The organism is Acetatifactor muris (genome assembly GCF_024623325.1).
In the GTDB taxonomy this organism is placed as follows: domain Bacteria; phylum Bacillota; class Clostridia; order Lachnospirales; family Lachnospiraceae; genus Acetatifactor; species Acetatifactor muris.
Genome location: NZ_JANJZD010000024.1, coordinates 51,116 through 74,795, shown reverse-complemented (window position 1 = coordinate 74,795; position 23,680 = coordinate 51,116). Strand labels below are relative to the sequence as shown.

Here is a 23,680-nt window from a genome sequence, read left to right as displayed (position 1 = left end):
GCTGACCTATCGGCATGACGGGGAGAAGGGAGATATCATGGGAAAATTATACATTGCATACGGAAGCAACCTTAACCTGGCCCAGATGGCCGCTAGATGTCCCTCTGCGAGCGTTTATGCAAAGGGAGTATTAAATAACTGGGAGCTGGTCTACAGAGGCCGTAAGGCGAACTCACACGCCACAATCATAAGGAAGCGGGGATCCACCGTGCCGGTCCTTGTATGGGAGATTCAGCCAATAGATGAATACCGCCTCGACATATATGAGGGATATCCTCGCTACTATTTCAAGAAGGATATCATGGTGACTATTGCCGGGAGAAAAAAGAAAGCCATGGTTTATATCATGGATGAAGAGCAGCTGCCCGGCCGACCTTCTTCCCAATATGTCAAAACCATCCTCCAAGGATATGTAGATAATGATATGGATATCAGCATTCTCAAAAAGTCTTTGGAAGTAAATTCCATTGAATGTGCATAAGATTTGTGGTATAAAAAAAGACGTTCGCTCCATGAACGTCTTTCCTTATGACGGCAGTGTTGCAGCACTACCTGTCAGATGATGATGAAATCAGAGAGCCGTTCTTGGTATGTAGGACTTTTGGGCTTTCATCCGGCACCCGCACAATCAATTCATCGAGTTTGCAGTCCAGGGCTTCACAAATGAGATCTAAATGTTCCAGATTAACCCTGTCAACCAACTCATGGTACAATTCATTGATTGTGTTTGGCCGGATGCCAGTAGCCCTTGCCAAGTCTGCTTGCGTCCACCTGAGTTCACCGAGCTTAGTAGATAGTAAAATTCTTATCATACGTCGCCGCTCCTTCCGCTATAAAATATCATTTTTCGACACGCTCATGTGCCTTTTGTTATTTTATAGCGGTTTGAGTTATATCCTATCATATACCGATAAGCGGAGCGGCATCCGATCAGTTCAATATCTTCCCATATTCTTCATCAAGGGCAATCCATCCGTCTTCCTTAGTCTCGTAGGACTTCAGCAATCCCCAGAGTTTCGCCCCGGCCCCATCTTTGGTCTTTACGATAGTGAAGGTACCTTTGCCGGTATAGACAGCCTGGCCATTCTTCTTGTGATAATCAAAAGTGGTTCCCGCCCCTTTCCGAATTCGTAAATCAGAAATGGTTACTTGGAACTTAAACTCCCGATCTGTTACGGCGGAAGATATGCACGGGTATACTTCATTTCCAGAATCATCAAATACTTTATACCCGCTATTCTGCTTGCAGAGTTCAATGGCGTTATTCTGATCTTTAAATGCGCCAATCTGGCTCCCGGAATCTACCCAATTCGTGCGGACACGATAATACCCCGTCCCGGCCGTACTTGCTTTCTGTTCTTCCGTTGCCTTAAAAGAGACATAATCGGGAATAGCTGTGATAAACAGACCGCTTTCCAGCTTATACCACTTCTCGTCTGCAGAAATGCCGGCAACAACAAAAGTTCCCTCATGCACAATCTGATCCACCTCTGCAGTGATGCTCGGCGCCTTTCTGATATTCAGTCCATCGACGCCCTTATAGACGACTGTCACGGAGCCATTCAAGGCATTGATCTTCTGCCCGCTGGTATCATCACTCGCAATATCCACAGGTACCCAGGGTACGGTTGTGATATCTCCGCCGGCCATTGCCTTTTTAACATCTTTTCGGAACTGATCCATAGAAAGGCCATATCTGCTCCAGATATGCTCCACATCACCATGGTTAGAGGCAATCCCCTTCACATTCCCCTCGTGGTGGCTCATCAACACATTGCTGTCCTCCGGATTGAATCCAAACTTCTTGCAGATATGCGCAAAGAACTGTACTGCATTGGCATATGTGGCCAGCACATGGGATTTTGTGTTCGCTCCATTTCCCGTTTCGATCCAGGTGGCGCCGCCGGTATATTTAATCGAGGCCGGCTCGGTCATCTCGATACTGATTAGGCTATTGTTTCCGCTGCCATTACGGCCGCTTCCGCAGTGCCATCCTTTCATGTTCCAAGGAAGCAGCTGGTACACAACAGCATCTTTCCCCACCACTGCATGAACACAAACCGAAGCACTGCTGCGCTGCCAGTTCTTTACAAAAACCAGAGGATCCGGCTGTGGACACCCAACGCTGTGGAGCATTCCTCCTTTCAGCGTAATGCCAACGCCTGCTTTATAGCACGGATTCTGTGTTGCCATTTTTTCGATAATAGTAATGCTCATTTTTTCCTCGCTTTCTGTGGATTCAACCACTGCATCAAACTTGGTAAGGCAAAACCTCTCGATGATGCCGCATACCTTGGACACATACGATACATCCGTGGCATAGCCACCATCCTTAATTATCTGGATAGCCGTTTTATAGTCCTTTTCCCCTTTCAGACCAGCATATCGCAGCGTATTTCCATTCATAGCACCGTTCAAATAGCAGGAATGATCCCTTACGCTTGATTCCATATCCGGGTACCTTCTGAAATCTGCCGTGACGGTATATTCTTTTCCGTCGGGATCCTGTTCCTTTGTCTGCTTGGTATATTTGGAGACGCCGTCCCACGCACTGTCCCAGGTGTTCCCGCTCAAAGAACACTTCATGCCAAAAAAATTATTGGCATTCAAAGCAAGTTCAGTGGTTCCATATCCTGATTCCAAAATTGCCTGTGCAATAGAAACGGAGGCGAGTATTCCGCTCGCCCCCATATCTTTTACAGCACATTCACTTACTGCCTGAATAAATTCCTGTTCTGACATATTTTTACCTATCCCTTTGTTCTGTAGAAGCGTTTCCAGATATCAATCAGGTAATCCCATCCTTTACAGCAGATAATCGCCACCAGGAAGGCTGCAAAAACAACCGCCACAAGGTAATACCAGACAAACGCAATCCCCGCATATGAGATATATGCAAAGAATGCGATTGTGCAGATGATGATCGACAGAGCCAGCACCTGGAGAGACGTAGGAATCTTGTTAAGGATTCCGATCTCCTTTGTAAATTCCGTGATCACAGAGATAAGGGTGCAGATGACCGCCACCACAACCAAAATCACCGATGCATTCGAGATAATAAATTCCATGTTCATAAATATCCTCCTGTTTGATAAGTTAATAGATTTCATGTACGCTTTGCTCTACAAAAAAGTCCTTCTGCTCATGCTTGATTTTCCGGGCATATTCCAGAGCCGCATGCATATCGCCATTGCAATGCGCATCTGGAATCCTGGATACGGCTTCTGCTGTCGCTTCCCCCAGGGCGATTGCCGCCCCAATGCTTTTTACCATGAGTATCTCGTTCTTTTCTCTGGCAGCCTCCTTTTCATCCTGCCTTTTTTCCCGCTTCTCCAAATGTTTTTGCAGCATCCAAAAGCAAAAACCTGTAAACGCTGACGGAATACTCATGGCCACAATCAAAGCCATCGGATCCATTATCCTCACCTCCCCTCTATAAAAAATTGCATTAAAAAAGAGCCTTACGGCTCTAATTCAGCACTGGTTTCTTTATACTGCTCCATAACCTCCCGGACGATTGCCATATCCTCTTCCAGCTTTTTATCTGTAAACGCCTGGTCATTCTGTAAGAGTTTCAAGTCCGTCGCCTGCCTGGCAACAATTTTCCCCAGTCGGTATATGATTTCATCCTGTTTTTCCACCATATCCATATAGAGATCCAGAAGTTCTAAAAAATTATCTTCATCCATATGAAGTACCATTCCTTTCTACTGAATTAGCCCCCGACTTTACAGTTACAGCCCCTGCTCTGCAGCATCAATTTCCTGCTGGAGTTCGTTGATCCTGTCCCTGACCTCCTGCCGGGCATCCATCAGAGCTTTTGTGTCATATGGATCTGCTTCCTCTCTCATGCGGGCCTCATAAGTCTTGGTAATCTTCCAGTCCCCAATATCACTCTGGGTGCTGGAAAGTTGGCTCATAAGGTTGATAATCTCCTGCTGTTTTTCCTGAACTTCTTCCGGCGTCAATGTCTTCTTTAATTCCATACTAAAATCCTCCTATCAATGTCTTAAAAAGTTTATCCAGTTCTCCGATGCTGCGGTAATTATCATAATGAACCGCATTCCCACGCCAACTTCTATAATGATGTACCGCTTCGACCCTTGACATTTTTCCTTCTGCAATGAGAGCTGCATGTTTTTTGATTCTTATGCGCTCTCTCACAATCGTATCATGATGGAGCAGCCGATACAGTTTTCCGGATTCCGTCAGCCGATATTTTACTTTCAGCCAAACAAAGGGCCTATTCAGCGGAACAATCTGCGTCTTTCTTTGGTTTATAAATAACCCCGCTTCAGATGCGATATGCTCCAGATCAGCCCTATTCTGCTTCAGCCGCTCCTTGTCATCATTGATATTATTGATATCGTCCATGTATCGCCCATAATATTTTTCGCCCCTGACAATTTTAAAGTAATTATCTATGGCATGGGGATAATACACACCGCCTGACTGAGATGTCTCCGAACCAATATTCAACGACTTATGCAATAGCTTCTCCCCCGGCCCCTGATAATTCATATGTTCAAGGGAATTATACGGTACAGACATGGCTGCGGCATATTCTTCATCATCCATATAGGACACATCGGGAGCAAAAGCATCTATGAGCAGATCCGTCAGGGCATTTTCCTCCGGAAAATCCGTAAACTCGTGAAACTGCCCTTTCAATTCTTCATGCGGTACATTATCGAAAAATTTCGTAAAGTCAGCAAACAACGCATACCCGCCATTATAGGGCTTCAAACCTTTCTCTACCCTCTCGCGATAATGCTTATGGATATGGGTTTCAAAACGCTGTCTCGCAAAATCATTGCCTCTGCCTTGGATGGATGCGCCGTTGTCATAGATTATGCGCCTGTGGATCTCCGGCAAGAGAATCTGCTGGTTATGGGCTTTTGCCACAACACGATCCTCTATCGCCGGAGCCTTCACAGGCCTTACCTTGCCTCGTTCAGACAGTATAAATTCTTTGCATTTTGATGGGTGGTAAGCGCCACTCTCGATGCTCTGCTTTATTTCCAAAGTCTTGAGCATTACATTGGCCTCATACCTTTGGGTGGACGCTTTCCAATCGCTCCCGCTCCTGCATTGATCAAACGCATTTAGCAACACGTTCATATCTGCCACTCTGTTCATATTCATTACCTACAAAATTTAAACCCTGTTTACAGCGGACAACTGTCGTAACAGGCCGCATCATGGGACATATTCGCCCTAAGGCAGGACGCACACTCCTTCCAATCCGCACACCTGGGGAATCTTCCCTCTATAATGGGTGCGCTTGAAATCGGGGGCAAACCACATTCACGTTCGAGGCGTTGCCGTTGTTCGGATTGCCGTTAGCGTTCACATTGCAGAAGGTCGTCGAATTGCAGACCGACCGCAACCACCGGTTGAAGCGACTATATAGTGTGTGCCCTATGGATTTATTTCCTTATCTTGGCCAACGTCTTATTGTCAGCGGTACGCACACCTTTTACAAGTGCGATTTCCCGCTGTATCCGGATCAGATACCGTTCATATTTATTGGCATCTACCGGAAGCGTCTGCCTGATATAATCCATCCAGCTTGTCAGCTGATAGCAATTTCCTATGGCCTGGTTCAGATATCCTCTTCGTTGCGTGTATTCTGCTTCCTTCGTGATATATATGCTGTTGGCATAATACAGATTGTTCAGCAGATTCTCTAAAATTCTAAGAATAGCGCTTCTGAAATAGGATATTAGCCATTCTGGATACTGCTCCAACTCCTTTACATCGTATGTGGCATTATTGATGATGGTATCTATTTTCTGACAGTCCTCACCCGTCATGCCATACCGCTTTTTCATCCACTCCAATTCTTCCTTTGACGGTTCATCCAGCCTCACCTCCTTCAAATGCTCTCTTATCCGGGACTTCACGCCAAAATCTCGTAGTAAAAGTTCTGTCATTTCCCGTCGTAAATTCAGGGCATTATGCAAAAATTCCATCGGACTCTCAGATCTCTTGTGTTTCGGTACACTCATTTTAACTTTCTCCTCAGAACCCCAAAATCCAAAATGTGGCGACCGGCCTTACGGCCGGGACTGTATCACGGCCCACAAGGGGCCGTGATTAGCCGATTGAGAAGCGGGGGCAAACCACAAGCACGCTCGAGGCGTAGCCGTAGCTCGGATTGCCGTAAGCGTCCACAAGGCAGAAGGTCGTCGAATAGCAGACCGACCGCAACCACCGGTTGAAGCGACGGTTCATAATCTTATCAATTTTCATTCCCGGAAGTTGCTGATTCAATCCTATATTGTCATATGCACTGGACGAAAACGGCGTGGCACCATAAGCCTCCAATTCCGTCATGAGGATAGCTTTTTGATCACTCCATTCCCCTGCCGTGGATCCTCCCTGCCACCCCAGGCCTCCCCGGCTGGCAACGGTAGTTGTTACCGTATTCGTAATATATTCCCTTGTCTGCAGCACATGAGCCGCTCCAAATGCACTCTCCAAAGCAGTCACTACTGCTGGTATCACAGTTTTGTTCATATAGCTGTCCTTATACCCGCCCGTAGTTATGTTAGTTGCATTCATATAGGCACTCCCAAGACCGTCCAGAGGCATCATAACAAGGTGCGGCCTGTTCTGCAGTTTGGGTGTATCTCCGTGGTTATTCAGGGAATTGATTCCCAGGACCACATACTGCGTCTTTGCCTTGGCTGCAAAATTCGTAACGGAAATCGCCGGCGTATCTCTCTCAATGATGTCCCCAACGAATATATCCGAGAAATCTTTCGCCTGCACCATCTCTATAATTTCATCATAACTATAGAAATCTGTGAGCACCTTCCCGCCACGATAAATCTGGTTATGTGCCTCCGGCTCTCCGCCAGTCAAGAAATTAAACATATCTCTCGCAAAGTCCTCAGCCTTGATGATCTTATCCCCATTTTCCGTCACGATGTGTAAAAAACTGCCGCCTCCCGGAACGGAAGTCAGCCTTTCTAAATTCATAAATAACTGTTCCATTTTCTCCTCCTACTTAAACTGAATTTTCTTCAACGCTTTGAAACCGTCACCATTTACAGAGACAAATCGATCTCCATCACCTGTCACCAGATCTGATATAACATTACCGGTCACGAGCATTTCCTCAAGGGAAGATATCACAGCCTCCTGCTGCACTATTGTGCCTCTCAGGCCCTCTATCTCTCCCAATGCGCTTGTCTGCTGCCAGCAGATAGGATTCCATTCTCCGGTTGTTTCCTGCACGCATTTGTAGAGCGTATTCTGGTATAGGCAATAATCCCCCACCTGATAGGACACCTCCGGATTATAATCTTCCGTAGACACTGCGCTCTGTTTCAACTGCTCAATCGACTGGCGATTACAGAGTGTATTCTGAAATACCTGAATCGGTGCCGTATTGACAATATCGGCATGAGCCGGATCAGAGGTTTCTGTAATTTTTAGTGCTTCAGAAAAAATAGGAGTATTGTTTGTGTAATCTTTCATTACATCCTCCTCAATATAACACATTTTGTTAGCGTCTTAATTTTCATGTTACAAAATAACGAAATACGTTATTTTCAGAGCCTAAAACTTATCCAGGATTTCAAATACCATCTCCATATCCCCATCCTTTCCTTTATTTGAAAACGCCTTTATCGCCAGCAAATCTCCGTCTTCATCATACAAAGCGACCTCATTGATCGTCTGGCCTGCCAGAGTTTCCTTCGCCAGCGTGGTTACATACATTGCACTGATTTCATCCGGCTGCAAAGTCACATCATCTATCGGCTGCCGGTGCAATTCATGCTGTAGGGACACATCCGTGGCCAAGGGCGTCCTAATTGACGATCCGCTGGCTGCCCCATCACCGAACGCCATGCCTATCGTCTTCGGAAGAGCCGGTATCAGCCCGGCCCTTGCCTGCACGATTTTCTTCTTTGCGATATTGGTAACTATACTGTCCGACATCTAAATTTCCTCCTTCCATTCTGCCGCATTCAGTGTCGTACTTCCGTCAAGAAAAATACTCCCATCCAAATAATTAAGGTTCTTTTTTATCAGGATGGATTCAGCTTCAACGGATTCTTTCTGCACAACTTCAAGCCTGTGCCGGTCCCTTACCGGGAACAATTCAAGCTGGCTCCCCAGCAGAAAGCTTCCATCAAAAGCAGCGGCGCCATTCAGATATGTAATGCCGCCATTGCTATACAGATAAAAATCCATCCTGTGGCGCATCCGTTCCACCGTCACGGTGTTTGCAAGCTGGACCACTATGTCAAGCCCTTCTGAACCATGATAAATAATCTCGATATGAGCCGGTACCTTCCCTTTGATAAGACTACGAATATCCTCCATATACTTATCCGGATTATCCTTAAATGTCATATTGATATACAACTCGGCGCCCGACAATTCAATGTCGCACTCGCAGTTCACAAATTGTCTCACAATCGCTTTAATCTTATCTGCAGAAAGTTTTCCGGAGCCTATCAGCAATGCATTGATATAGGCTTTCCTCTCTTCCAGCGTTTTGTTTGCATCTTTCATAATTCCCAGAAACACCTCGTATCTGGTAAGTGCTTCATCATCCATATATTTCAGGAACTGAAACGCCACCATATCTTCCATATCCTGGGCCATAAGATCGATAATCCAGCCGGCCAGCCGAAACACCGCATCCATTTCTTTGATTCTCCTGTAATAGCGCGGACTGTAGGACGCGATCTCTTCATATCCGCTCCGCTGCTGGTTATTATATACAAGCATACGCATCCCCCCTATCTGTTCAAAACTGCCGCTTCGTTCATTGTCAGTTCGCCGAGGACAGGGACATTATCCGCTTCAATATTTACATTTTCAGACAGTCCATTTAGCGTAAGATTTGCTAAATCCTTAATTCCTGCCGTATTTGCTAAAATACCAATCACCTTCATGTACTGCGCCACCATATTCTCTTCATCGGGAGTATCCAGGGCAATATCCTTCATATAGCGAATCAGTTCCTGACGGACCGTTTCTTTCGTACTCTCCAGCGAATATCCGGATGCAATAACTACATCAAAAGAAATATTGACTGTCTCCTGCCCCGCCGCCACCGCAAAAAACTTACAGCCAAGAAGCACCTTCCCCTGCCCTACTCCTTTCGATCCGGGATCCATCTCTTCCTGAATCTGCTCAATCAGCGAATCCGGGGGTGCCGTTCCCTCCGAACTGATGATAAGGGCTTTTACCGTACATGGCCCATATGCCAGCGGCGTAATGATTGCCCTGCCAACACCATCATACGATTCGCAGCTGGTCTTGTACTGCTGCTTATTCCAGTTTTCAGCCGGCTCGGAGAGGGCTTCTTTCCACCGCTGCCGCAGATCTTCATCGCTTTCCTTATCAGTGCCTGCCGCATACATATCTCCAAGTGTAGCAGATTTCAGTCCCATAGTATTGCGCACCGGAACCAACCGCTCTCCTTTGAGCAGATAATTTGTCTCCGTTCCCGTAAGTTCAGACTGTAAATAAAAATCTTCCCCCTCCTGCACCACCACGAAATAATAACCGTCGGCCATGAACCTGTCTCCCACCAGATCTGCCGGTGCCACGCCGTCAAATACCGGCACATAATAAGATGATGTGGCCGCCTTGCGGTAAACCTGCTTCTGCGCCGCCCATTCATCCAGCACATCACCCGTACATGTATCCGCAAACAGCAGATCGAATACGGACCGGAGATCCTCATAGAACTTTGCGGCCCTAAGACAGTGGCCGGCTGCCGCATCCATGTAGACGCTCCCCTCCCTGGTATCAACCCCCAGCGCATCTCCCATCTCCCTTGCCTGTTCCATAAAATAATCTTCGGTAAACTGCTCAAACACTCAAATCACCTCCTTTATCGGGATTTCCCCATATATCGTATCTACGTCAAAGGTAATGACACAGCTGTCCTGCATAGGATAGGTATCCTTAAATTCAATCCCCACATTATATACCCGCAGTACCCTCGGATCGTGGATTAGCGTGTCCGTTACCAAAAAGGATATTTCCGCTTCTACATACTCCCTTGTTACCTCCTTATCCATCAGCGTATCTATAATTTCACTCCCATACTGATTCGAATAAATTAGACAGCGGAAACGAGGCGTTAGTATCGCTTTTTTGATATACTGGTTCATGGCCTCCTGTCCATCGACAAAACCTATAATCCGCCCCTCGTCCCAGTCAATCTTATAAGTCCGGGAGGTTTTTTCCTGCTCATTTTCAATTGTTTCAAATGGAATAGGAATATCCAGGGCCATATGCATCACCCCCTTCTATCCAGAACATAATATTTTTTCCCATTGTTATAAGAAAGCAGATATACGATTTCACCTGCTTTCAGTCCCGTATGAAGAATTATCTTGCCTCCCGTGAGCTGGAAGCCTTTCAGTTCATGTGTGTGTTTTCCGCTCTTTGCAATCCCCGGGTGCTCATGCTCTCCTTTTTCATCCTCCGCCCCGGTAGGAGCATACAGAGCGCCGTCATCCATCATAATATCCGCCTCTATCTCATGGTCCGTTAAATGCTCCGGGACTATCAGAGAATTGGCCGACAGGATCATCTTGGCATCATTAGTAAGGGTTATTTCCAACGGGGCCGCATTTGTCACAGTGCCTTCAACCACGCCGGCGCCGTCTGGTGACATACTTTGTATTATCTGCTTTATGCTTGTCTGATCCTCCATAATCCCTCCTATCCGGCAGAATCGATATCGTCTGCAAAATTCAGTTTCAATGTCATTTTGTGGGATTTTCTTGTAAAGGTATGGCTATCCTCATCAATATAAAAAGTTCTTTTTATTCCCAAATGTGGAATGATTACATAGACACATCCACCCGATACGGCCTCCGATATCCCAATGCCGGATACTTTCAGGGATTTTGTCGGCATGCCCTTTTCGGAAAATACCGACTGGACCAGTTCTTTCATCTGTGCATCGTTATAGCTGTCATCCACAGATTTGACCTCCATGAACACCCCTATCTTTCCCTCTAAGGCGGTATTTACTTCCTCATAGACAACCGCATCCTCTTTTGACAAAAGCCGCACTCTCGTCTTTATTCCCACGATACTTTTTGTATAGTTATAGTCTGTAATGTTGGCGCCAACTTCCAGCACCCACTGCAGGGCGGATTCAGCCCTCCGCTTCAAATGGATATTTCCTTTCTCAGAAGAAATATAATAACGGATGCCCGTCGCTTTATAGGTACTGCTCAGGGCATCCAGTAAAACATCATAATATGTGGTTTTTGCTTTCGGCAGTTCCGGAATAACATACACAGTATCCACGGCTCCGCCTCCCGTCATCCCAATCCGGGTCATGCAGTCATTGAAGATTTCCGTTGCCGTTTTATTGGTATAGCAAAAAGAATCCTTATTATTCGCCAGGTAGTACATATTATCATAGGCGGTGATCACAAGTTTTTTCTTATTGCTCTGCGTGTGGGACACGATGATTCCCCGGAACAATTCAGATCCGTCCTCATACATAACACACTGGTCCCCGTCCTCGCAGTCTACTGATACCCGTTTATGGCTGTCCCCATCATCATCCATCAGCGTGATTTTAACATTCCTTGGCGCGGCTCCTTTCCTGCCTCCCCAGGTAATTGTTTCAAAGCATTCTGAAACATCATATCCCACAGTTCCTTTGATAATAATAAACTGGATCATAAGCACCTCCCTCCTACGCAGCCGGAATGGTCAGAACCTGCCCCGGATAAATGAGATTCGGATTCCCACCAATCACCGATTTATTGGCATTATAAATAATCGTATATTTAGCTCCACTTCCATAAAATTTCTTGGAAATATTCCACAGGCAGTCCCCTTTTACCACTGTATATGTCTGACCGCCTGATGAAGAATTGTCGGTTCTGGATACAGGTGCTGAGATTGTGGCCTTTTTCGTAGAAATCTCCACCTTGATCTGCCGTATGGTTACTTCTCTATATTCCTTTAAGGTAATAGAATAGTGAATCGTTTCCAGATCTCCGCCCTGCTCCTCCGTATCAAATTTTTCTATCGTGACATACATAGATACATTCATGCCACCAGTAATAGTAAACCTTACCGGTTTTCCGCTGTTTTTCAATTCCAGAATCGTATTGACTGCAGAAAGGGGATCCGGAATATGCTTATAATCACACCCACTGAAATAGTGCTTTGGAAAGAAACTGGAAAACTTAATGCTGGCCGCTTCGCTGTCCTGAATCACTGTCACTTCTCCAACACCGCATACCCTCATTTTGTCATTGTTGCTCCCATAGGCTATTTCAACTTTTTCTGGAAGGACGGGGAGGCGGAATTTAGTGTACTGCTGCGCAAGATACATCTGACAACTAGAACTCATACGACATTTCCCCCTCCTCCATAATTTCCTGTCGAAGAATATCCATCAGGACACCCCTCATATTCTCAACAAGTACGTTTACGATATCCTCTTTGTTGGCACCGCCGCCACTGACTTTCATTTCCCCGGCACCCTCAATCCTAAGAGTAATGGTCTTATCACCAGAATCATCTCCGCTCCCTGTTTCCTCTGGCGGGGAAACGTAAAAGTCTTTGTTTTCATTACCCCGTGACAGAATATTCGATGTTTCAGCAGCGGTATAAACCACCTCGCCACCGCCAAAGTTGACAAGTTCAGGCCCTTCCTCTCCTACAAGCGCAAGGCCCGGTTCAGCATCAAGAGTTCCCGTGGCGTATTCATGATATCCGCCGCCGCTCAAAGTGTTATTTGCAAAGTTCAGTGAATCAATGGCTGTCTGCGCCCTTGCCACCCCGGCCTGAATCTCGCTCACATAGGCATCCATCGTAGCTTTTGCATTGGCCTTTGCTTCTGTAGAAAGATCCATGCCGTCAACCATATCGCCCATCTCTGTCTGCATATTTTCCAGTTTTTCAGAGAATTCGGTTTCCAGGTCTGCAACGCTTGCGGCTGTTTCGCTCTGGGCTGTCTGCAGATTGTTGTACTGCTGAACCACAGCGGACAGATCCGCATCGTTCATGCTCTCCATGCCGGCCAGCATTGCGGCGGATTCTTCACTTCCGTCTGCCAGGCTGGCCAGCATATCGCTCAATCCCTCAATGTCACTCGCCCTCTCGGTAAGGCTGGCCATATTCTCATTGTAGGAATTCCAGTAATCAATCTGCGATTGAAGGGCGTCCTGAATGCTCTGAGAGGACATAGCAGCTACATCCTCCACCTCATCCCATAGGCTATACTGCCCCTGGATGCTCTGCAGCGCCGCCTCATAGGCAGCATCATATTCTTCGCAAAGGGATTGTAATGCCTCGGAATACTGGCTCAAAGCGTTCTGCGCCTCTGCGTATCCGTCAGATGTGTTTTCGACAGCCTCCTTCTCCTGTTCGAGTTTTTCAGCCATCTCGGTGGCGGAAGCACTTGCAAGGGCGAGTTCTGCCATCATTTCCTCTATTTCATCCTCGGAATATCCCATCTGCGCATAGCAGGCTTCGATACTCTCCGTCAAGGTATCAAAGTTCTCTTTGGCTCCGCTTGTTGCCTCCTTTGCCTGATCCCAAACATGGTAAGCATCCTTTACTGAACCGCTCCAATTCATTTCAGCGCCATCGGCCCAGCCAGTCCATGCTAAAATCGGATGTTCCTCAGCCCAGTCCTCTTCCAAAGCGCGCTCATATTCTGCCTTGGCAGCTATCTGTGTTTTCATGTTTTCATCATATTTAGCTTGAGCTTCCTGATACTGCGCAAGATAGCCCATGAGTGCATCCATATTGGCCTGCGCCCGTTCTTGCTCTGCCGATTCTGAAACCACGGCCCACAGATCTTCCACGGACATATTCAGTTTCCCATTGGTTTCATCAAGTGTCAGATTTAATCCCTCATAGGACCCATTCAGTCGGTCCACGATGTTCTGCATGATTTCCAGCTGGCCACCCGACAGATCCGCACTCTCCGACATGGCCACCAACTGCGCAATCAGTGATTTGGAATCTGATTCACTCTGATCTATCGAATCCACGGTTTCATCATAGGTATTCGCTATTTCATCCAGTGTGGTCTTGAGCTGCTCATTATATGCGATCAGGTCTCCAATGGTCTGTTTATTATTTTCGAATGCTTCAGACAGTTCGTCTATCTGATTTTTCAGCTGATATGCTTCCACCGTATCAGCTGCTCCGGCCTCCGCAAGCGCATCATACTGCTCTTGCAAATTTTCTAGTTCGTCAGCCATCTCCTGGGAAGATGCTGTCAGGGAAGCCTGTGCTTTTTCCGCTTCATCCTCGGCATTTGCCATGTATATAACGGCAGCGGTTACGGCAGCTATCGCAGCCACAACAAGCATAATAGGACCGAGCGCGACTGTCATGGTAGTCCCGAGGGCCGCACTTGCCACCGCTGCAATCTTCGTAACAGCGATATATGCAGTTATCGCCAGCGTAACGGCTCCCACACCAACAACAATGCCGGTCAGGACAGCAGTAATTGCCGGATGTTCATTGATCAGCTTTGTAAATCCGTCTGTAACATCCGCAATCCCATTCTGAAATTGGCTTATTACCGGATTCAGGTCATCCCCGATGGCAATAGACAGATTATTGAAGCTGTTCTCCATCCTCTCCGTGCTGAAAGCAGTGGTATTCGTCATTGCCTCGTATGCTGCCTGGGTAGTCCCGGCAGAATTCGCCAGCTTCTCCAGGTTGGAATTAAAAGTATCCAGCCCCTGGTTGATAATAGCATTTGCCGCCTTTCCAGCCTCGGCGCTGCCCCAAAGGTTCATCATTGCCTCACCGTCCCGCCCGGCGCTCTCATACACAATATCAAGCACATCTGCCAAACTATACCCTGCATTCATCAGCTGCCCAAAAGACATACCAGTTTCTTCCGTGATGATAGTAGCCACATTGGAGCCGGCGCTGCCCAGCTCATTAAACATGCTGGATATATAGGTTGTGGATTCCTCCACACTGATACCGGCTTTCGTCAGGCTGATATATCCTGATTCCAAATTGTAAAGATCCACCGAGTAAGCCGATGCGGTACTGATTGCCTTTCCCATACTGCTTGCCATTTGATCTATTGTCAGGACACCCAGGTTTTGGGATGTAACCAGACTGTCGGAAATATTAGTAACTTCGGAGGCCTCCAGCCCGTATGCGTTCAACGTGGTTGTCAGCACGGATAAAGCCGATGAAGAGGATGTAAAGCCGGCAGTTGCCAGCTTTGAAGCCTCCCCCACGGTTGCCACTGCGGCTTCCGTTGCTACACCTGCGGATATGGCATTATAGGACGCATCTGCCAATTCATTCACATTCCTCGCCGTATCCATGGAAAGATCTGATATTTGCGCAGATAACTCACCGGCAGACAATACTGTTGTGTCAGCAACCGTGGATACCATGGCCACATTCGTTTCAAACTCTGCCGCCGCCTGGGAGCAGCCCATAAAAGCGCTGCCGATTGCGGTTAATGCCGCAACAATCCCGACAGTAGCCAATAGTTTATCCAGCCCTTCTACTGCACTTTGCGAACGTTCCCCAAAATCTTCTGCATCATCCCCTGCGTCCTCGGCTTCATCCCCAAAGTCTTCCAGGTCATCCGCTGCATCGTCCAAAGCATCCCCCAAATGGTTTAATGCTTCCTCCGACATATAGCCCATTTCCACAAGTTCCTCTATAGAATAGATGGCCTGCATTGCTTCCCGGTCATAATTGCCTATCCTGTCGGTCCAGTAATCTGTAGCAGATGCTGCCCGCTCCATGGCATCCGCAGCGCCGGCAGCTCCTTCCGAAATCACATCATAGGAAGAATCGGCGGCAGCTCCGATCCGGTCAAAGGAATCCAGCGCCCTGGTACCAGCACTGACCATAGCATCAAACCTTGAACTGATTTCATCAACAGCCCTGAAAATTACAGATAATCCAGCCATATCTACCGCCTCCTTTCCATTCTGCGATATAGCGAATCTCTACGGCAGGGGGATTCATCCTCAATTATTTCAGATGCAATAAAAAAGCACTTCGTTTTCTGTGGCATGGCATCAAATTCCTCCGGGCGGAGATTATGCCTTTGCCACAGCCGATGTGCCCAGTAACCGTCTGTCCCCCTGCTCTTTATCAGTTTTTTGCGTCTTCTACCTCCCGCTCATTGCTTTCAGCCGCATCCATCAGTCCCAGAATCTCCAGAACCTTTCTGGACACATACCCGAACTCGTCATTATCGGGGAAAACCTTCAGCGGCATATCGGTAATATCAACACAGTCATAATACTTCATAAGTTCCGGATCCTTCAAATCCGGATAGACCAGCGCCTCCACGATGATGTGGCGGGTTGCTTTCACGCTGTCCTTCTCAGTCTTGAACACCACCTCGCCATTCTGTACGATATAATTCCCTTTTTTGTCCTTCATGGGGGTACGGGACTTATACATGTCGTTAATCTTGGCGATGGTGTCATTATGCAGCTTTTTGACCTCCATCTGCACGACCTTGCCATTTTCATCCACAAATCGAGCCGGCGCCGGGACCTGAAAGATCTGCTCCTGTCTGGATTCTTCTCTCATAAAATACTTCAAGTTCTTGTTTGCCATAGTGCATCCTCCTGATTTATTGCTACGGGCCTCTATCTTGACCTGTAGCATGATTTAAAGCCTATCGACGGGTTAACCACTGTTTTACAAAAAAGCGGGCAGGAAAAGGCACATGCAAAGCCTCCCCTGCCTTTTTTACTTACACCACATTCCGCGCTCCGAAAGCAATGGATTCCTTAACCAACTCTCCATCGGTATCGATATCCAATAACGGGATCTCGCCAGTGATCACGGCGCCGGTTACGGTTACAGATTCGCTTCCTACCGTTTCATAGTAGTCCGAATCCGGATCCGTGCGGATTCCCTGGAACGTAAACTCCGGCGTCTTCCCGTTGGAAATGTATTCCTTTACAATCCGTTCATACCGGGCAGTGGTCTTGTATTCATCCAGCGTGCCGGTTATGTCGTAGCCTACCCAGCGCCGGTGTGTTCCCTTCTTCCCGACAATACGGTAATTCGCCACCTTTGGTACGAAGCGGATTGTCATTTTTACAGAATCCATTACCTCTATGCCATTGATATATGCCTTGCCTTCCACGGCGCTAAGCGGCTTGATATTTTCTGACATATCTTATTACACCTCCTTCTATCGTGTGGAAACAGAAAAATACAGTTTCTCGGCGGAATCCACCGCATGCAGGCCGACATTGAAAAAAGTTTCATCCCCCTGGCTGCGGCTCTGGTCCACATAAAAATCTTCCTCCAGATTGATATTCATAATCGAGCCGTCCCCTCCATCGGATACCGGGCCATAGGAATTAAGCAGCTCCCGGCCCAACCCCTCCATAATGAGCCACCCATCCGGATCATTATTGAATTTGTTCGGCGGGAAGTTCAGGCGCAGATCCTCCGCAAAGGAATCATACACACGGATAACACGGTTTTTCGCATAATCTGAAGTCCGGTCCGTGGTAAAGTTGTGAAGAGAATTGATATCATATTCGACAACAATTTTATCTTCGTCAGAACGGGAAAAGAAGAACTCTCCATTTTTGATCGCCTCGATTGCCTCCTCGTTGGACTTCACGCCAACAATGTCAATCGCCCCTGTGTACTCCACATAAGTGTTGGACTGTGTCTTGGAGGCTCCCGCCGTTGCCCCTGCCACCCATGCACACGCCTGAGCAACCGTGAGCTGCTTGCCGCTTTCTGTCCCGTCATCCAGGATCACAGAATTTGTCACATTGATAATGCCCTCGAAATCGGCTTTGCAGTTCGGAAGAACCGCCTGCACATATTTGCCGACACTATTACGCAGCATTTTGATTTTGGCGATACACACTGTCTGCAAAGTAGTTTCCGTGATCGGGAAGCACATGGTATTCCACCGGATTTTTTCCACCTTATCCAGGAAACTGGTAACGGCAGAGTTCTCCGTTGTCCCATTGTCTCCACCCGCCAGCCGCAAAGATGCGATTGCTTTCAAATCGGTTTCTCCGGTAGTCGCCTTAAAAGTAACATACTTACCCACGGATGCCGCAACCAAATCCCCAAAGGTTTTCACTCCCTCATAAATCTCCACCTTCTCCGTGCCCATATAGACAGTTACATCAAACCCGCCCAGCACGTTCTCGGCAGATACAACAGAAAGATCATTGCCTCTGGTGCCAGGGTATGCCGCCGTTACCGTCAAACCATCCTCTGTGGTTGCTTTCGCCGCGATACCGGCATTGATGATATAGACATAACAGGTAATCGCATTTTTAAAGATCTCGCGCACCATCAGCATAAAGTCATTTGCATCGTAAACGCTTCTGCCGAGCTTATGCAGGTACGCATCCGGGGAATCCACTGACAGCTTGATAAATTCCCCATTCGGCCCCCAGTCATATCCGACAAAGGGAATCACCGCAATGCCACGGGTGGAACCCTTTGCTTTCTGCTGCCTCTTGGACTTTACATTGACATAGGTTCCGGGCCTGGTTTTTCCCACGTTGATGTCAAAATTTCCACCAGCCATTATTTTTTTACCTCCTTCTTTAACCATTCATCGATAAGGCGCTGCATCTCTGAGATGGAATATGATCCATTTTCCTTACCGATAGTTGCTCCGATAAAAGTGCTGGATGTTACATGAAACAGCCTCATGCAATTTTCTTTCAGCACCTCATACGGAAATTTTCTTTCATCAGAAGTTTTTGCGGGCTCTTCTGCCGCCCGATCTGCCACATTTTCCTCCGTATTCCTTGTTTTGGCCACGTCAATCCTCCTTTCCTACCGGCAATCCATTCATAAAGATATCTCTGGCAAGAGTAACTTCCTTTGCATCATATCGTGTATGCCGGTTCCATGATAATTCCATTTGATAAACGCCATTTTCTACCTTTTTCAGCTTTGGCATATTTACACGGAAGCTTCTGCCAGTCTGTTTCCCGGTTTCATCCACCAGCGGCACTTTCCTCCGCTTTCCCATAATCGCCTGCAATACCTTTTCACCCATTTCATAAGCTGCCATTGTGGAATGATTTATGAATTTGATATACATGGCGAACTCGGTCATATAAGCGTTTACCGAAAATCCGGATGCCGCCGGCGTTGGAGTAGGATAAAATACGCAAGGAATTACCATATCCAGCGGCACCTCTTCAAAATATGCCTGTGCCGTAATAATCCCGGCCACGAAATAGTAAATTGCCGCAATCTCATATTCCAACATGTCCTCACCTCACAGACTATAAAAAGTCCGAAAAAAATTGTCCTAACCACTGTTCTATTTTCCGTTCCATGAACTGCGGGGCCATCCTCTCCATGAGCCTTATGGCATCGTCAAAGTAATGACTACCCTCTATCCATTTCTGTTTTAACAGCATTCCTGTTTTAGCTCCGGGCTGATATATAAATCTCTCTCCCTGCCACTCCCCGGGCACCCACCGCATATCAACACCTCTCGGATTCAGCCAGTGCCCGTCATTCACAAAAGACGCATACTCCACATTGGTGCCTACTTCTATCTGCAGACCGCCTTCCTGGGCAATAAAAACATTTCCCTCGCCGCTTTTCTGAAAGCTGTTCAAAAGCAGCCGGGTGTCTACCGAACCGGCCTGTATGATAAAATCCTGCACATAGGAAAGGAACTCAACCGCAATAGCATCCAGAAATCGGGAGAGCTCCTTTTCAAATTCTTTGCCACGCCCGGCCTGATTCAGCCTTTCTATAAAACGCCTCAACTCCGTAGTGTCTATGCTCACATACCTTCCTGCCACTAAATCGCCCCCTTGACTTTCCCTTTCCGTTGGATCTGCACAATTATGTGATGATCCCGGATATTTCGCGGAACTTCCGCATAGTAGGAAATCCCGCTGCCAAGGTCAACGATTTTGTCATTTACCCGGACGTCTGTTCCGTAAGGCAGATTCAGCTTTCCAACCACGACATATTCATTGGCATCCTCCGTCTGTTCTAAGGTTCCCGTATCCGACACATTGAAATGGCATGGGATGGAAGCCTCGTCCGGCTCCATCGGATAAGAAAAACTATCCCCGTTTATTCCATACCCCAGGCTTTTGCTGTCCTTTTTCATATGGTATATTGCACACTTGTGATCCAGCAAATTTTCAAACGACATCCGGCACCTCCTACAGCTTCCGCAGTTTCATAACCACTTTACCATGATCTTCCGGCAGAACATATTCCTCCAGCATTGCGCCAAGCCCCAGGCTGTCTGCAATGTCCGCTCCCACATCAACGGTATATGAATAATCGTCAAATGTCTCTGAACTCAGTGCTCCCTCTCTCTGCACTATCGCCTGCTTCGCATAGGCCTCTGCAAGAAGGATGACTGCCATCGTCACATCCGATGGCAGCCCGCTCTCATATTCCTTTGAATCAAAATTGTTGTGCGTATGGAAGATTACATATTTTTCTGCCCTGGCTATATCATAAGCGAGCTGGGTGTCAGTTCTGGCCTCGACCTTTGGAGATGACGTGTAATCCCGAATCTGTTTGGGTTCTATCCAAGGTCTTTTCATGCTCCCCCCTATTCTTCGGAAGCCAGCCGCGCAAAAGCATTTATGTCCATTCCACTCTGAATCCGCTGGATCCGCTCTTCATTGTTCTTGCAGTCCGAAACATCGATACCCTGAGCCTCTGCAAATGCAATCAGCTCATCTTTCTTCATCGAAGTTATATTGGCAGATTTACCATCCGGAGCCACAGGTTCAGGATCTATGGGAACCGTATCTACAGCCTCAAATCGGCCGGTTTTCATAAGCTTTTCAGCAACATCATCCTCGACATCCATAACTTTTCCTTTCCTGCATGAAATGCCTTTGGCGACATAGGAAAGCCCTGTCTTCAAACATACTTTTCTCATAGCGCCACCTCCGTTATGAAAGATCCGTAAGAAGCGCCGGAAGGTTTGTGATCATTGCCGTGGCCTCGATCTCCTCAATGATCGCATCGAAGTCAAAGTGGATCACATAAAATTTCTTATCCTTCCGGATTGCCTCTACAGAAGTTTCATCTTTCCGAATCTTCATCGTGTAGGTGTTAACCTGGACAAAATTCTTCGGATTGGAAAGGATAACGGTATCATCCGGCATCATAGGAACGCCCATAGAAGGAATTCCCACGGGGCTTTTATATAAGCTCTCAGGGACGGCACCTCCGGCATTGATAACCTTATTGAGCAAGAACAGCTCCCACTGCTGCGCCCTGGTCGGACTCATCATCCAGCGAAGCGTTCCGTCATTGAATCTGGTTGGCATAGAGGCTACTGCCCTATAGAACATTTCAAGTTCCATTTCTTTTGCCCCAGAGGCATCAATGATGTGGCTGCCGCCAAGAATCTTGATAACACCGTCATTCTGGCCAAGAAATACCTTGTCTGCAGCATCTCCGATCCGTTCAGCCTCTGCCGCATTCCATGCTCCCGCAGCATGGTTTACCCGAAAGCGGTATAAGCCACCGGCCTCTGTTACGCAGTCACCCGCCTTGTAAGCCGTACTGGCGGAAAAGGCTTCTGCCGCAGTTGCGTTTTCCTCTCCATTGAGCAGAAGATCTTCCGAATCGACACCGACCTGCTTCGTCATGAGATTGGTTACGACATCATCCATATTTTCGCCCTCGATATTCTGCCGGAGCGTTTCATTGGTGATATCCCAGTCAAGCCTTGTCGCTTCGCAGGCATATTTGACTACCCCGAATGTGGGGCTTGCGGTTACGCCGTCAAATGTATTCTCTACCTTCGGGCGGAGCAGTCTGTGACCGATACCGATCTTGTCAATCTCGCCTGATTTTTCCGTCCGTGTCACATGCCGGATAGCCTGCTGGAAAGGCGTGGCCTCAAAGGTCTGCACTAAAAACTTCTTAGCCTGATACGGGGTAAGCAGGCCGTGTGAGACCGAATCAGTTGTTATTGTATTTTTGATGATCTGTGCATTAGTTGGCATAATGTTCTCTCCTCCTTTTCTTAGACAATGCCGTGCAGGTAGTGCTGCTCCTGCTTTTCAACGGCTCCCGCTGCGTCATTGAGATTGCCGGGGATCGCCCTGCTTTTCATCACAGGCTCCAGCGCTTTCATCACAGGCTCCATGGCCTTCTTGATCTCTTCCCCTACCATCTTTGCTACTGCATCAGCCGACATATCTCCGGCGGGTGCCACGCTTCCAGATGCCGGAGGTTCGCTTCCGCCCTCCCCCTCCCCCTTAGTTACCGTGGCAATTGCTTTCAGCTGCTCCACAACGGGATCCATGGCCTTTTTCACTTCTTCGGCCACCACTACCTTTACTTCTTCACTTGTCATGTCAACATCCTCCTTCTGAACATTATTTGTTTCCGCCGGTTCCTCCTGGAAATCTGCCAGAAATGAACCGAGCGTATCATAAATGCCTTTGATGGCACTTAGATTCTTTGCACTGAGACTCTTACCCTCTTTATGGATGGGGGACGGAGCCGCCTTTGCGGCCTTTTCCAATGACTTCACGATACTTCCATCCGAAGTAAGAAGCTGCGTAACGATATCATTGAAATCCTCCAGTGCCTCCCGGATGGTGCTTTCATCGGAGTTATAACCCCATTCCCACATGCCTGTGTCCGGATTATAAAAATTCCCTTCCAGCGTGCTTCTGAGCGCATACCATGCAGAATAAAAATTATCCTCTTTTACTCTGCGCTGGAAATTCGCTTTTACAGCGCCCTTCTCCACCACATCAAATCCCATTGCTTTAGCCAGGCGCCGGAGCAATCCTTTGGGTTCATCCCTTTTTTCAACGGGAAGCTCTACATCTTCTTCGGAATACACGCCCATTCCTCCCATGGAAAATCCTGTGATATCCCCTTTCTGTATAGCTTCCCACACATCGGTATCACTGATCTCCATAGTCATGATCCATGTACCCTTTTTGATGGCCTCGCCTTCGATCTCCATGTCGCACTTCGCAACATAAGATTCCACCACAGCGGCACCATCGCATTTTTCAAAACAGTGCTGCAGATCCACCTGGTTTCCATTCTTGGCAAACCAATAGGCAGCTTTTGTAATTTCTTCTTCCGTCATGTAATTGCCCTGGGTATCTTCCACCATAGGCTCATACACAATTCCGGTTACAAAGTGACTGTCTGCATCAGCCTTCAGGATCCGTCCGAATGTAGCGAAATTTGCAGCTCCATTCTCAGATTTGGTAATCAGGAACTGCTTTTTATTCGCAGCCTTATTTACCAGAGACACAAAGCTGATCTTTGCGTCTGTAATTGCGTATGCTTTCGCAATCCGCGGCATAATCTCATACCTCCTTCCACTACTATCATTGATTCAATATCCAAAATTCCCGCGCTCCCTCCCTTCCTAAAAAATGCAACAAAAAAGACACCCTTTCGGATGTCTCCTTTCAGAATCCCTTATGCGATTTTATCTTCAAGCTCTCCGAGCGCATTATAAACATCATCCGTCATAAATTTTCGGTAAATGCTCTCAAAGCACCCTGAAACTACTTTAAGATCCCCGGGTTCCATTTTATCCAGATAGGACAGTATTGCGTCCGCATCTTCTCCAAACGCTTCCATAAGCGGATTGATAAGATGCTTCCCTATGTCCATGCCCTGGGTATCTGTTTCCTTCCACCACTTAACCAGGCTCTCTATTCTGTTTTCATCCATA

31 protein-coding genes are annotated in these 23,680 nt (G+C 47.3%); 1 reads left to right on the top strand and 30 read right to left on the bottom strand.

From position 1 onward, the window contains the following. The first annotated feature begins 37 nt into the window (after positions 1-37). Positions 38-481: a gamma-glutamylcyclotransferase family protein gene (locus NSB25_RS20295; protein ID WP_103241111.1), complete on the top strand. Its 444-nt coding sequence runs from the start codon at positions 38-40 to the stop codon at positions 479-481. A 67-nt stretch (positions 482-548) separates the two neighbouring features. Here NSB25_RS20295 and NSB25_RS20290 read toward each other — a convergent pair whose 3' ends face one another. The 30 genes from NSB25_RS20290 to NSB25_RS20140 all read right to left on the bottom strand — a co-directional run bounded on the left by NSB25_RS20290 (position 549) and on the right by NSB25_RS20140 (position 23,679). After that, positions 549-812 (bottom strand): helix-turn-helix domain-containing protein, encoded by a 264-nt coding sequence (locus NSB25_RS20290; RefSeq protein ID WP_103241027.1) that lies wholly within the window; start codon positions 810-812, stop codon positions 549-551. A gap of 118 nt (positions 813-930) precedes the next feature. Then, entirely contained in the window at positions 931-2,742 is a 1,812-nt protein-coding gene (locus NSB25_RS20285; protein ID WP_306817664.1) for a glucosaminidase domain-containing protein, read from the bottom strand. A gap of 8 nt (positions 2,743-2,750) precedes the next feature. Next, positions 2,751-3,074, bottom strand: a complete 324-nt coding sequence (locus NSB25_RS20275; RefSeq protein WP_103241028.1) for a hypothetical protein — start codon at positions 3,072-3,074, stop codon at positions 2,751-2,753. A gap of 22 nt (positions 3,075-3,096) precedes the next feature. Next, positions 3,097-3,417, bottom strand: a complete 321-nt coding sequence (locus tag NSB25_RS20270; RefSeq protein WP_103241029.1) for a serine/threonine protein kinase — start codon at positions 3,415-3,417, stop codon at positions 3,097-3,099. A 44-nt stretch (positions 3,418-3,461) separates the two neighbouring features. Next, complete coding sequence (locus NSB25_RS20265) at positions 3,462-3,689, bottom strand: hypothetical protein (protein WP_103241030.1); 228 nt, start codon at positions 3,687-3,689, stop codon at positions 3,462-3,464. Positions 3,690-3,734: 45 nt separating this feature from the next. Beyond that, on the bottom strand, positions 3,735-3,986 hold the full coding sequence (locus tag NSB25_RS20260; RefSeq protein ID WP_103241031.1) for a hypothetical protein: 252 nt from the start codon (positions 3,984-3,986) through the stop codon (positions 3,735-3,737). Between the two features lies 1 nt (position 3,987). Next, positions 3,988-5,139: a reverse transcriptase domain-containing protein gene (locus NSB25_RS20255; protein ID WP_146040116.1), complete on the bottom strand. Its 1,152-nt coding sequence runs from the start codon at positions 5,137-5,139 to the stop codon at positions 3,988-3,990. Between the two features lie 290 nt (positions 5,140-5,429). Then, the gene (locus NSB25_RS20250; RefSeq protein ID WP_103241033.1) at positions 5,430-6,011 is read right to left on the bottom strand and encodes a hypothetical protein; all 582 of its coding nucleotides are present in this window, start codon (positions 6,009-6,011) and stop codon (positions 5,430-5,432) included. 88 nt (positions 6,012-6,099) lie between these two features. Beyond that, a complete protein-coding gene (locus NSB25_RS20245) occupies positions 6,100-7,002 on the bottom strand; it encodes a hypothetical protein (RefSeq protein WP_257479305.1) in 903 nt (300 codons plus the stop codon). Between the two features lie 9 nt (positions 7,003-7,011). Beyond that, positions 7,012-7,488, bottom strand: coding sequence for a hypothetical protein (locus tag NSB25_RS20240; protein WP_103241035.1), 477 nt, complete (start codon positions 7,486-7,488; stop codon positions 7,012-7,014). A gap of 81 nt (positions 7,489-7,569) precedes the next feature. Continuing rightward, the gene (locus NSB25_RS20235; RefSeq protein WP_103241036.1) at positions 7,570-7,953 is read right to left on the bottom strand and encodes a phage tail-collar fiber domain-containing protein; all 384 of its coding nucleotides are present in this window, start codon (positions 7,951-7,953) and stop codon (positions 7,570-7,572) included. Continuing rightward, positions 7,954-8,751, bottom strand: a complete 798-nt coding sequence (locus NSB25_RS20230; protein ID WP_172455192.1) for a putative phage tail protein — start codon at positions 8,749-8,751, stop codon at positions 7,954-7,956. 11 nt (positions 8,752-8,762) lie between these two features. Next, positions 8,763-9,851, bottom strand: coding sequence for a baseplate J/gp47 family protein (locus tag NSB25_RS20225; RefSeq protein ID WP_103241038.1), 1,089 nt, complete (start codon positions 9,849-9,851; stop codon positions 8,763-8,765). After that, positions 9,852-10,271, bottom strand: coding sequence for a DUF2634 domain-containing protein (locus NSB25_RS20220; protein WP_172455193.1), 420 nt, complete (start codon positions 10,269-10,271; stop codon positions 9,852-9,854). A gap of 5 nt (positions 10,272-10,276) precedes the next feature. Then, the gene (locus tag NSB25_RS20215; protein ID WP_103241040.1) at positions 10,277-10,696 is read right to left on the bottom strand and encodes a DUF2577 family protein; all 420 of its coding nucleotides are present in this window, start codon (positions 10,694-10,696) and stop codon (positions 10,277-10,279) included. Positions 10,697-10,704: 8 nt separating this feature from the next. After that, positions 10,705-11,685 carry an XkdQ/YqbQ family protein gene (locus tag NSB25_RS20210; RefSeq protein ID WP_103241041.1) on the bottom strand — a complete coding sequence of 327 codons (981 nt, stop codon included), beginning with the start codon at positions 11,683-11,685 and terminating at the stop codon, positions 10,705-10,707. Positions 11,686-11,698: 13 nt separating this feature from the next. Continuing rightward, positions 11,699-12,364, bottom strand: coding sequence for a LysM peptidoglycan-binding domain-containing protein (locus tag NSB25_RS20205; protein WP_103241042.1), 666 nt, complete (start codon positions 12,362-12,364; stop codon positions 11,699-11,701). Then, positions 12,354-15,923, bottom strand: coding sequence for a phage tail tape measure protein (locus NSB25_RS20200; protein WP_103241043.1), 3,570 nt, complete (start codon positions 15,921-15,923; stop codon positions 12,354-12,356). Before NSB25_RS20200 ends, NSB25_RS20205 begins: the two co-directional genes overlap by 11 nt. A gap of 187 nt (positions 15,924-16,110) precedes the next feature. Then, the gene (locus tag NSB25_RS20195) at positions 16,111-16,584 is read right to left on the bottom strand and encodes a phage tail assembly chaperone (protein WP_172455194.1); all 474 of its coding nucleotides are present in this window, start codon (positions 16,582-16,584) and stop codon (positions 16,111-16,113) included. Positions 16,585-16,723: 139 nt separating this feature from the next. Continuing rightward, positions 16,724-17,152 (bottom strand): phage tail tube protein, encoded by a 429-nt coding sequence (locus NSB25_RS20190; RefSeq protein WP_103241045.1) that lies wholly within the window; start codon positions 17,150-17,152, stop codon positions 16,724-16,726. 18 nt (positions 17,153-17,170) lie between these two features. After that, positions 17,171-18,544, bottom strand: coding sequence for a phage tail sheath subtilisin-like domain-containing protein (locus NSB25_RS20185; RefSeq protein ID WP_172455195.1), 1,374 nt, complete (start codon positions 18,542-18,544; stop codon positions 17,171-17,173). After that, complete coding sequence (locus NSB25_RS20180) at positions 18,544-18,753, bottom strand: hypothetical protein (RefSeq protein WP_146040117.1); 210 nt, start codon at positions 18,751-18,753, stop codon at positions 18,544-18,546. The genes NSB25_RS20185 and NSB25_RS20180 overlap by 1 nt, the downstream gene beginning before the upstream one ends. A 31-nt stretch (positions 18,754-18,784) precedes the next feature. Further along, entirely contained in the window at positions 18,785-19,240 is a 456-nt protein-coding gene (locus NSB25_RS20175) for a hypothetical protein (protein ID WP_103241048.1), read from the bottom strand. Positions 19,241-19,256: 16 nt separating this feature from the next. Beyond that, positions 19,257-19,787: an HK97 gp10 family phage protein gene (locus NSB25_RS20170; RefSeq protein WP_207656175.1), complete on the bottom strand. Its 531-nt coding sequence runs from the start codon at positions 19,785-19,787 to the stop codon at positions 19,257-19,259. Continuing rightward, complete coding sequence (locus NSB25_RS20165) at positions 19,787-20,149, bottom strand: DUF3599 family protein (RefSeq protein ID WP_103241049.1); 363 nt, start codon at positions 20,147-20,149, stop codon at positions 19,787-19,789. The genes NSB25_RS20170 and NSB25_RS20165 overlap by 1 nt, the downstream gene beginning before the upstream one ends. Before the next feature lie 10 nt (positions 20,150-20,159). Next, positions 20,160-20,552 (bottom strand): DUF3199 family protein, encoded by a 393-nt coding sequence (locus NSB25_RS20160; protein ID WP_103241050.1) that lies wholly within the window; start codon positions 20,550-20,552, stop codon positions 20,160-20,162. 8 nt (positions 20,553-20,560) lie between these two features. Further along, complete coding sequence (locus NSB25_RS20155) at positions 20,561-20,896, bottom strand: hypothetical protein (RefSeq protein WP_103241051.1); 336 nt, start codon at positions 20,894-20,896, stop codon at positions 20,561-20,563. 13 nt (positions 20,897-20,909) lie between these two features. Continuing rightward, positions 20,910-21,974 (bottom strand): carbohydrate-binding protein, encoded by a 1,065-nt coding sequence (locus tag NSB25_RS20150; protein ID WP_207656176.1) that lies wholly within the window; start codon positions 21,972-21,974, stop codon positions 20,910-20,912. Positions 21,975-21,994: 20 nt separating this feature from the next. Continuing rightward, entirely contained in the window at positions 21,995-23,302 is a 1,308-nt protein-coding gene (locus NSB25_RS20145; protein WP_103241052.1) for an XkdF-like putative serine protease domain-containing protein, read from the bottom strand. 119 nt (positions 23,303-23,421) lie between these two features. Continuing rightward, the gene (locus NSB25_RS20140) at positions 23,422-23,679 is read right to left on the bottom strand and encodes a hypothetical protein (protein WP_103241053.1); all 258 of its coding nucleotides are present in this window, start codon (positions 23,677-23,679) and stop codon (positions 23,422-23,424) included. Position 23,680: the final 1 nt, after the last annotated feature.

Excerpts from the sequence above, each read along its gene's own strand:
- NSB25_RS20195 (WP_172455194.1), bottom strand. The coding sequence starts at position 16,584 with ATGGCAAACAAGAACTTGAAGTATTTTATGAGAGAAGAATCCAGACAG.
- NSB25_RS20160 (WP_103241050.1), bottom strand. The coding sequence starts at position 20,552 with ATGAAAAGACCTTGGATAGAACCCAAACAGATTCGGGATTACACGTCA.
- NSB25_RS20140 (WP_103241053.1), bottom strand. The coding sequence starts at position 23,679 with ATGGATGAAAACAGAATAGAGAGCCTGGTTAAGTGGTGGAAGGAAACA.
- NSB25_RS20200 (WP_103241043.1), bottom strand. The coding sequence starts at position 15,923 with ATGGCTGGATTATCTGTAATTTTCAGGGCTGTTGATGAAATCAGTTCA.
- NSB25_RS20245 (WP_257479305.1), bottom strand. The coding sequence starts at position 7,002 with ATGGAACAGTTATTTATGAATTTAGAAAGGCTGACTTCCGTTCCGGGA.
- NSB25_RS20255 (WP_146040116.1), bottom strand. The coding sequence starts at position 5,139 with ATGAACAGAGTGGCAGATATGAACGTGTTGCTAAATGCGTTTGATCAA.
- NSB25_RS20235 (WP_103241036.1), bottom strand. The coding sequence starts at position 7,953 with ATGTCGGACAGTATAGTTACCAATATCGCAAAGAAGAAAATCGTGCAG.
- NSB25_RS20290 (WP_103241027.1), bottom strand. The coding sequence starts at position 812 with ATGATAAGAATTTTACTATCTACTAAGCTCGGTGAACTCAGGTGGACG.
- NSB25_RS20265 (WP_103241030.1), bottom strand. The coding sequence starts at position 3,689 with ATGGATGAAGATAATTTTTTAGAACTTCTGGATCTCTATATGGATATG.
- NSB25_RS20145 (WP_103241052.1), bottom strand. The coding sequence starts at position 23,302 with ATGCCGCGGATTGCGAAAGCATACGCAATTACAGACGCAAAGATCAGC.
- NSB25_RS20205 (WP_103241042.1), bottom strand. The coding sequence starts at position 12,364 with ATGAGTTCTAGTTGTCAGATGTATCTTGCGCAGCAGTACACTAAATTC.
- NSB25_RS20275 (WP_103241028.1), bottom strand. The coding sequence starts at position 3,074 with ATGAACATGGAATTTATTATCTCGAATGCATCGGTGATTTTGGTTGTG.
- NSB25_RS20165 (WP_103241049.1), bottom strand. The coding sequence starts at position 20,149 with ATGTCGTTTGAAAATTTGCTGGATCACAAGTGTGCAATATACCATATG.
- NSB25_RS20220 (WP_172455193.1), bottom strand. The coding sequence starts at position 10,271 with ATGGCCCTGGATATTCCTATTCCATTTGAAACAATTGAAAATGAGCAG.
- NSB25_RS20285 (WP_306817664.1), bottom strand. The coding sequence starts at position 2,742 with ATGTCAGAACAGGAATTTATTCAGGCAGTAAGTGAATGTGCTGTAAAA.
- NSB25_RS20175 (WP_103241048.1), bottom strand. The coding sequence starts at position 19,240 with ATGTTGGAATATGAGATTGCGGCAATTTACTATTTCGTGGCCGGGATT.
- NSB25_RS20270 (WP_103241029.1), bottom strand. The coding sequence starts at position 3,417 with ATGGATCCGATGGCTTTGATTGTGGCCATGAGTATTCCGTCAGCGTTT.
- NSB25_RS20210 (WP_103241041.1), bottom strand. The coding sequence starts at position 11,685 with ATGATCCAGTTTATTATTATCAAAGGAACTGTGGGATATGATGTTTCA.
- NSB25_RS20150 (WP_207656176.1), bottom strand. The coding sequence starts at position 21,974 with ATGCCAACTAATGCACAGATCATCAAAAATACAATAACAACTGATTCG.
- NSB25_RS20190 (WP_103241045.1), bottom strand. The coding sequence starts at position 17,152 with ATGTCAGAAAATATCAAGCCGCTTAGCGCCGTGGAAGGCAAGGCATAT.
- NSB25_RS20185 (WP_172455195.1), bottom strand. The coding sequence starts at position 18,544 with ATGGCTGGTGGAAATTTTGACATCAACGTGGGAAAAACCAGGCCCGGA.
- NSB25_RS20155 (WP_103241051.1), bottom strand. The coding sequence starts at position 20,896 with ATGAGAAAAGTATGTTTGAAGACAGGGCTTTCCTATGTCGCCAAAGGC.
- NSB25_RS20215 (WP_103241040.1), bottom strand. The coding sequence starts at position 10,696 with ATGGAGGATCAGACAAGCATAAAGCAGATAATACAAAGTATGTCACCA.
- NSB25_RS20260 (WP_103241031.1), bottom strand. The coding sequence starts at position 3,986 with ATGGAATTAAAGAAGACATTGACGCCGGAAGAAGTTCAGGAAAAACAG.
- NSB25_RS20295 (WP_103241111.1), top strand. The coding sequence starts at position 38 with ATGGGAAAATTATACATTGCATACGGAAGCAACCTTAACCTGGCCCAG.
- NSB25_RS20240 (WP_103241035.1), bottom strand. The coding sequence starts at position 7,488 with ATGAAAGATTACACAAACAATACTCCTATTTTTTCTGAAGCACTAAAA.
- NSB25_RS20230 (WP_172455192.1), bottom strand. The coding sequence starts at position 8,751 with ATGCTTGTATATAATAACCAGCAGCGGAGCGGATATGAAGAGATCGCG.
- NSB25_RS20250 (WP_103241033.1), bottom strand. The coding sequence starts at position 6,011 with ATGAGTGTACCGAAACACAAGAGATCTGAGAGTCCGATGGAATTTTTG.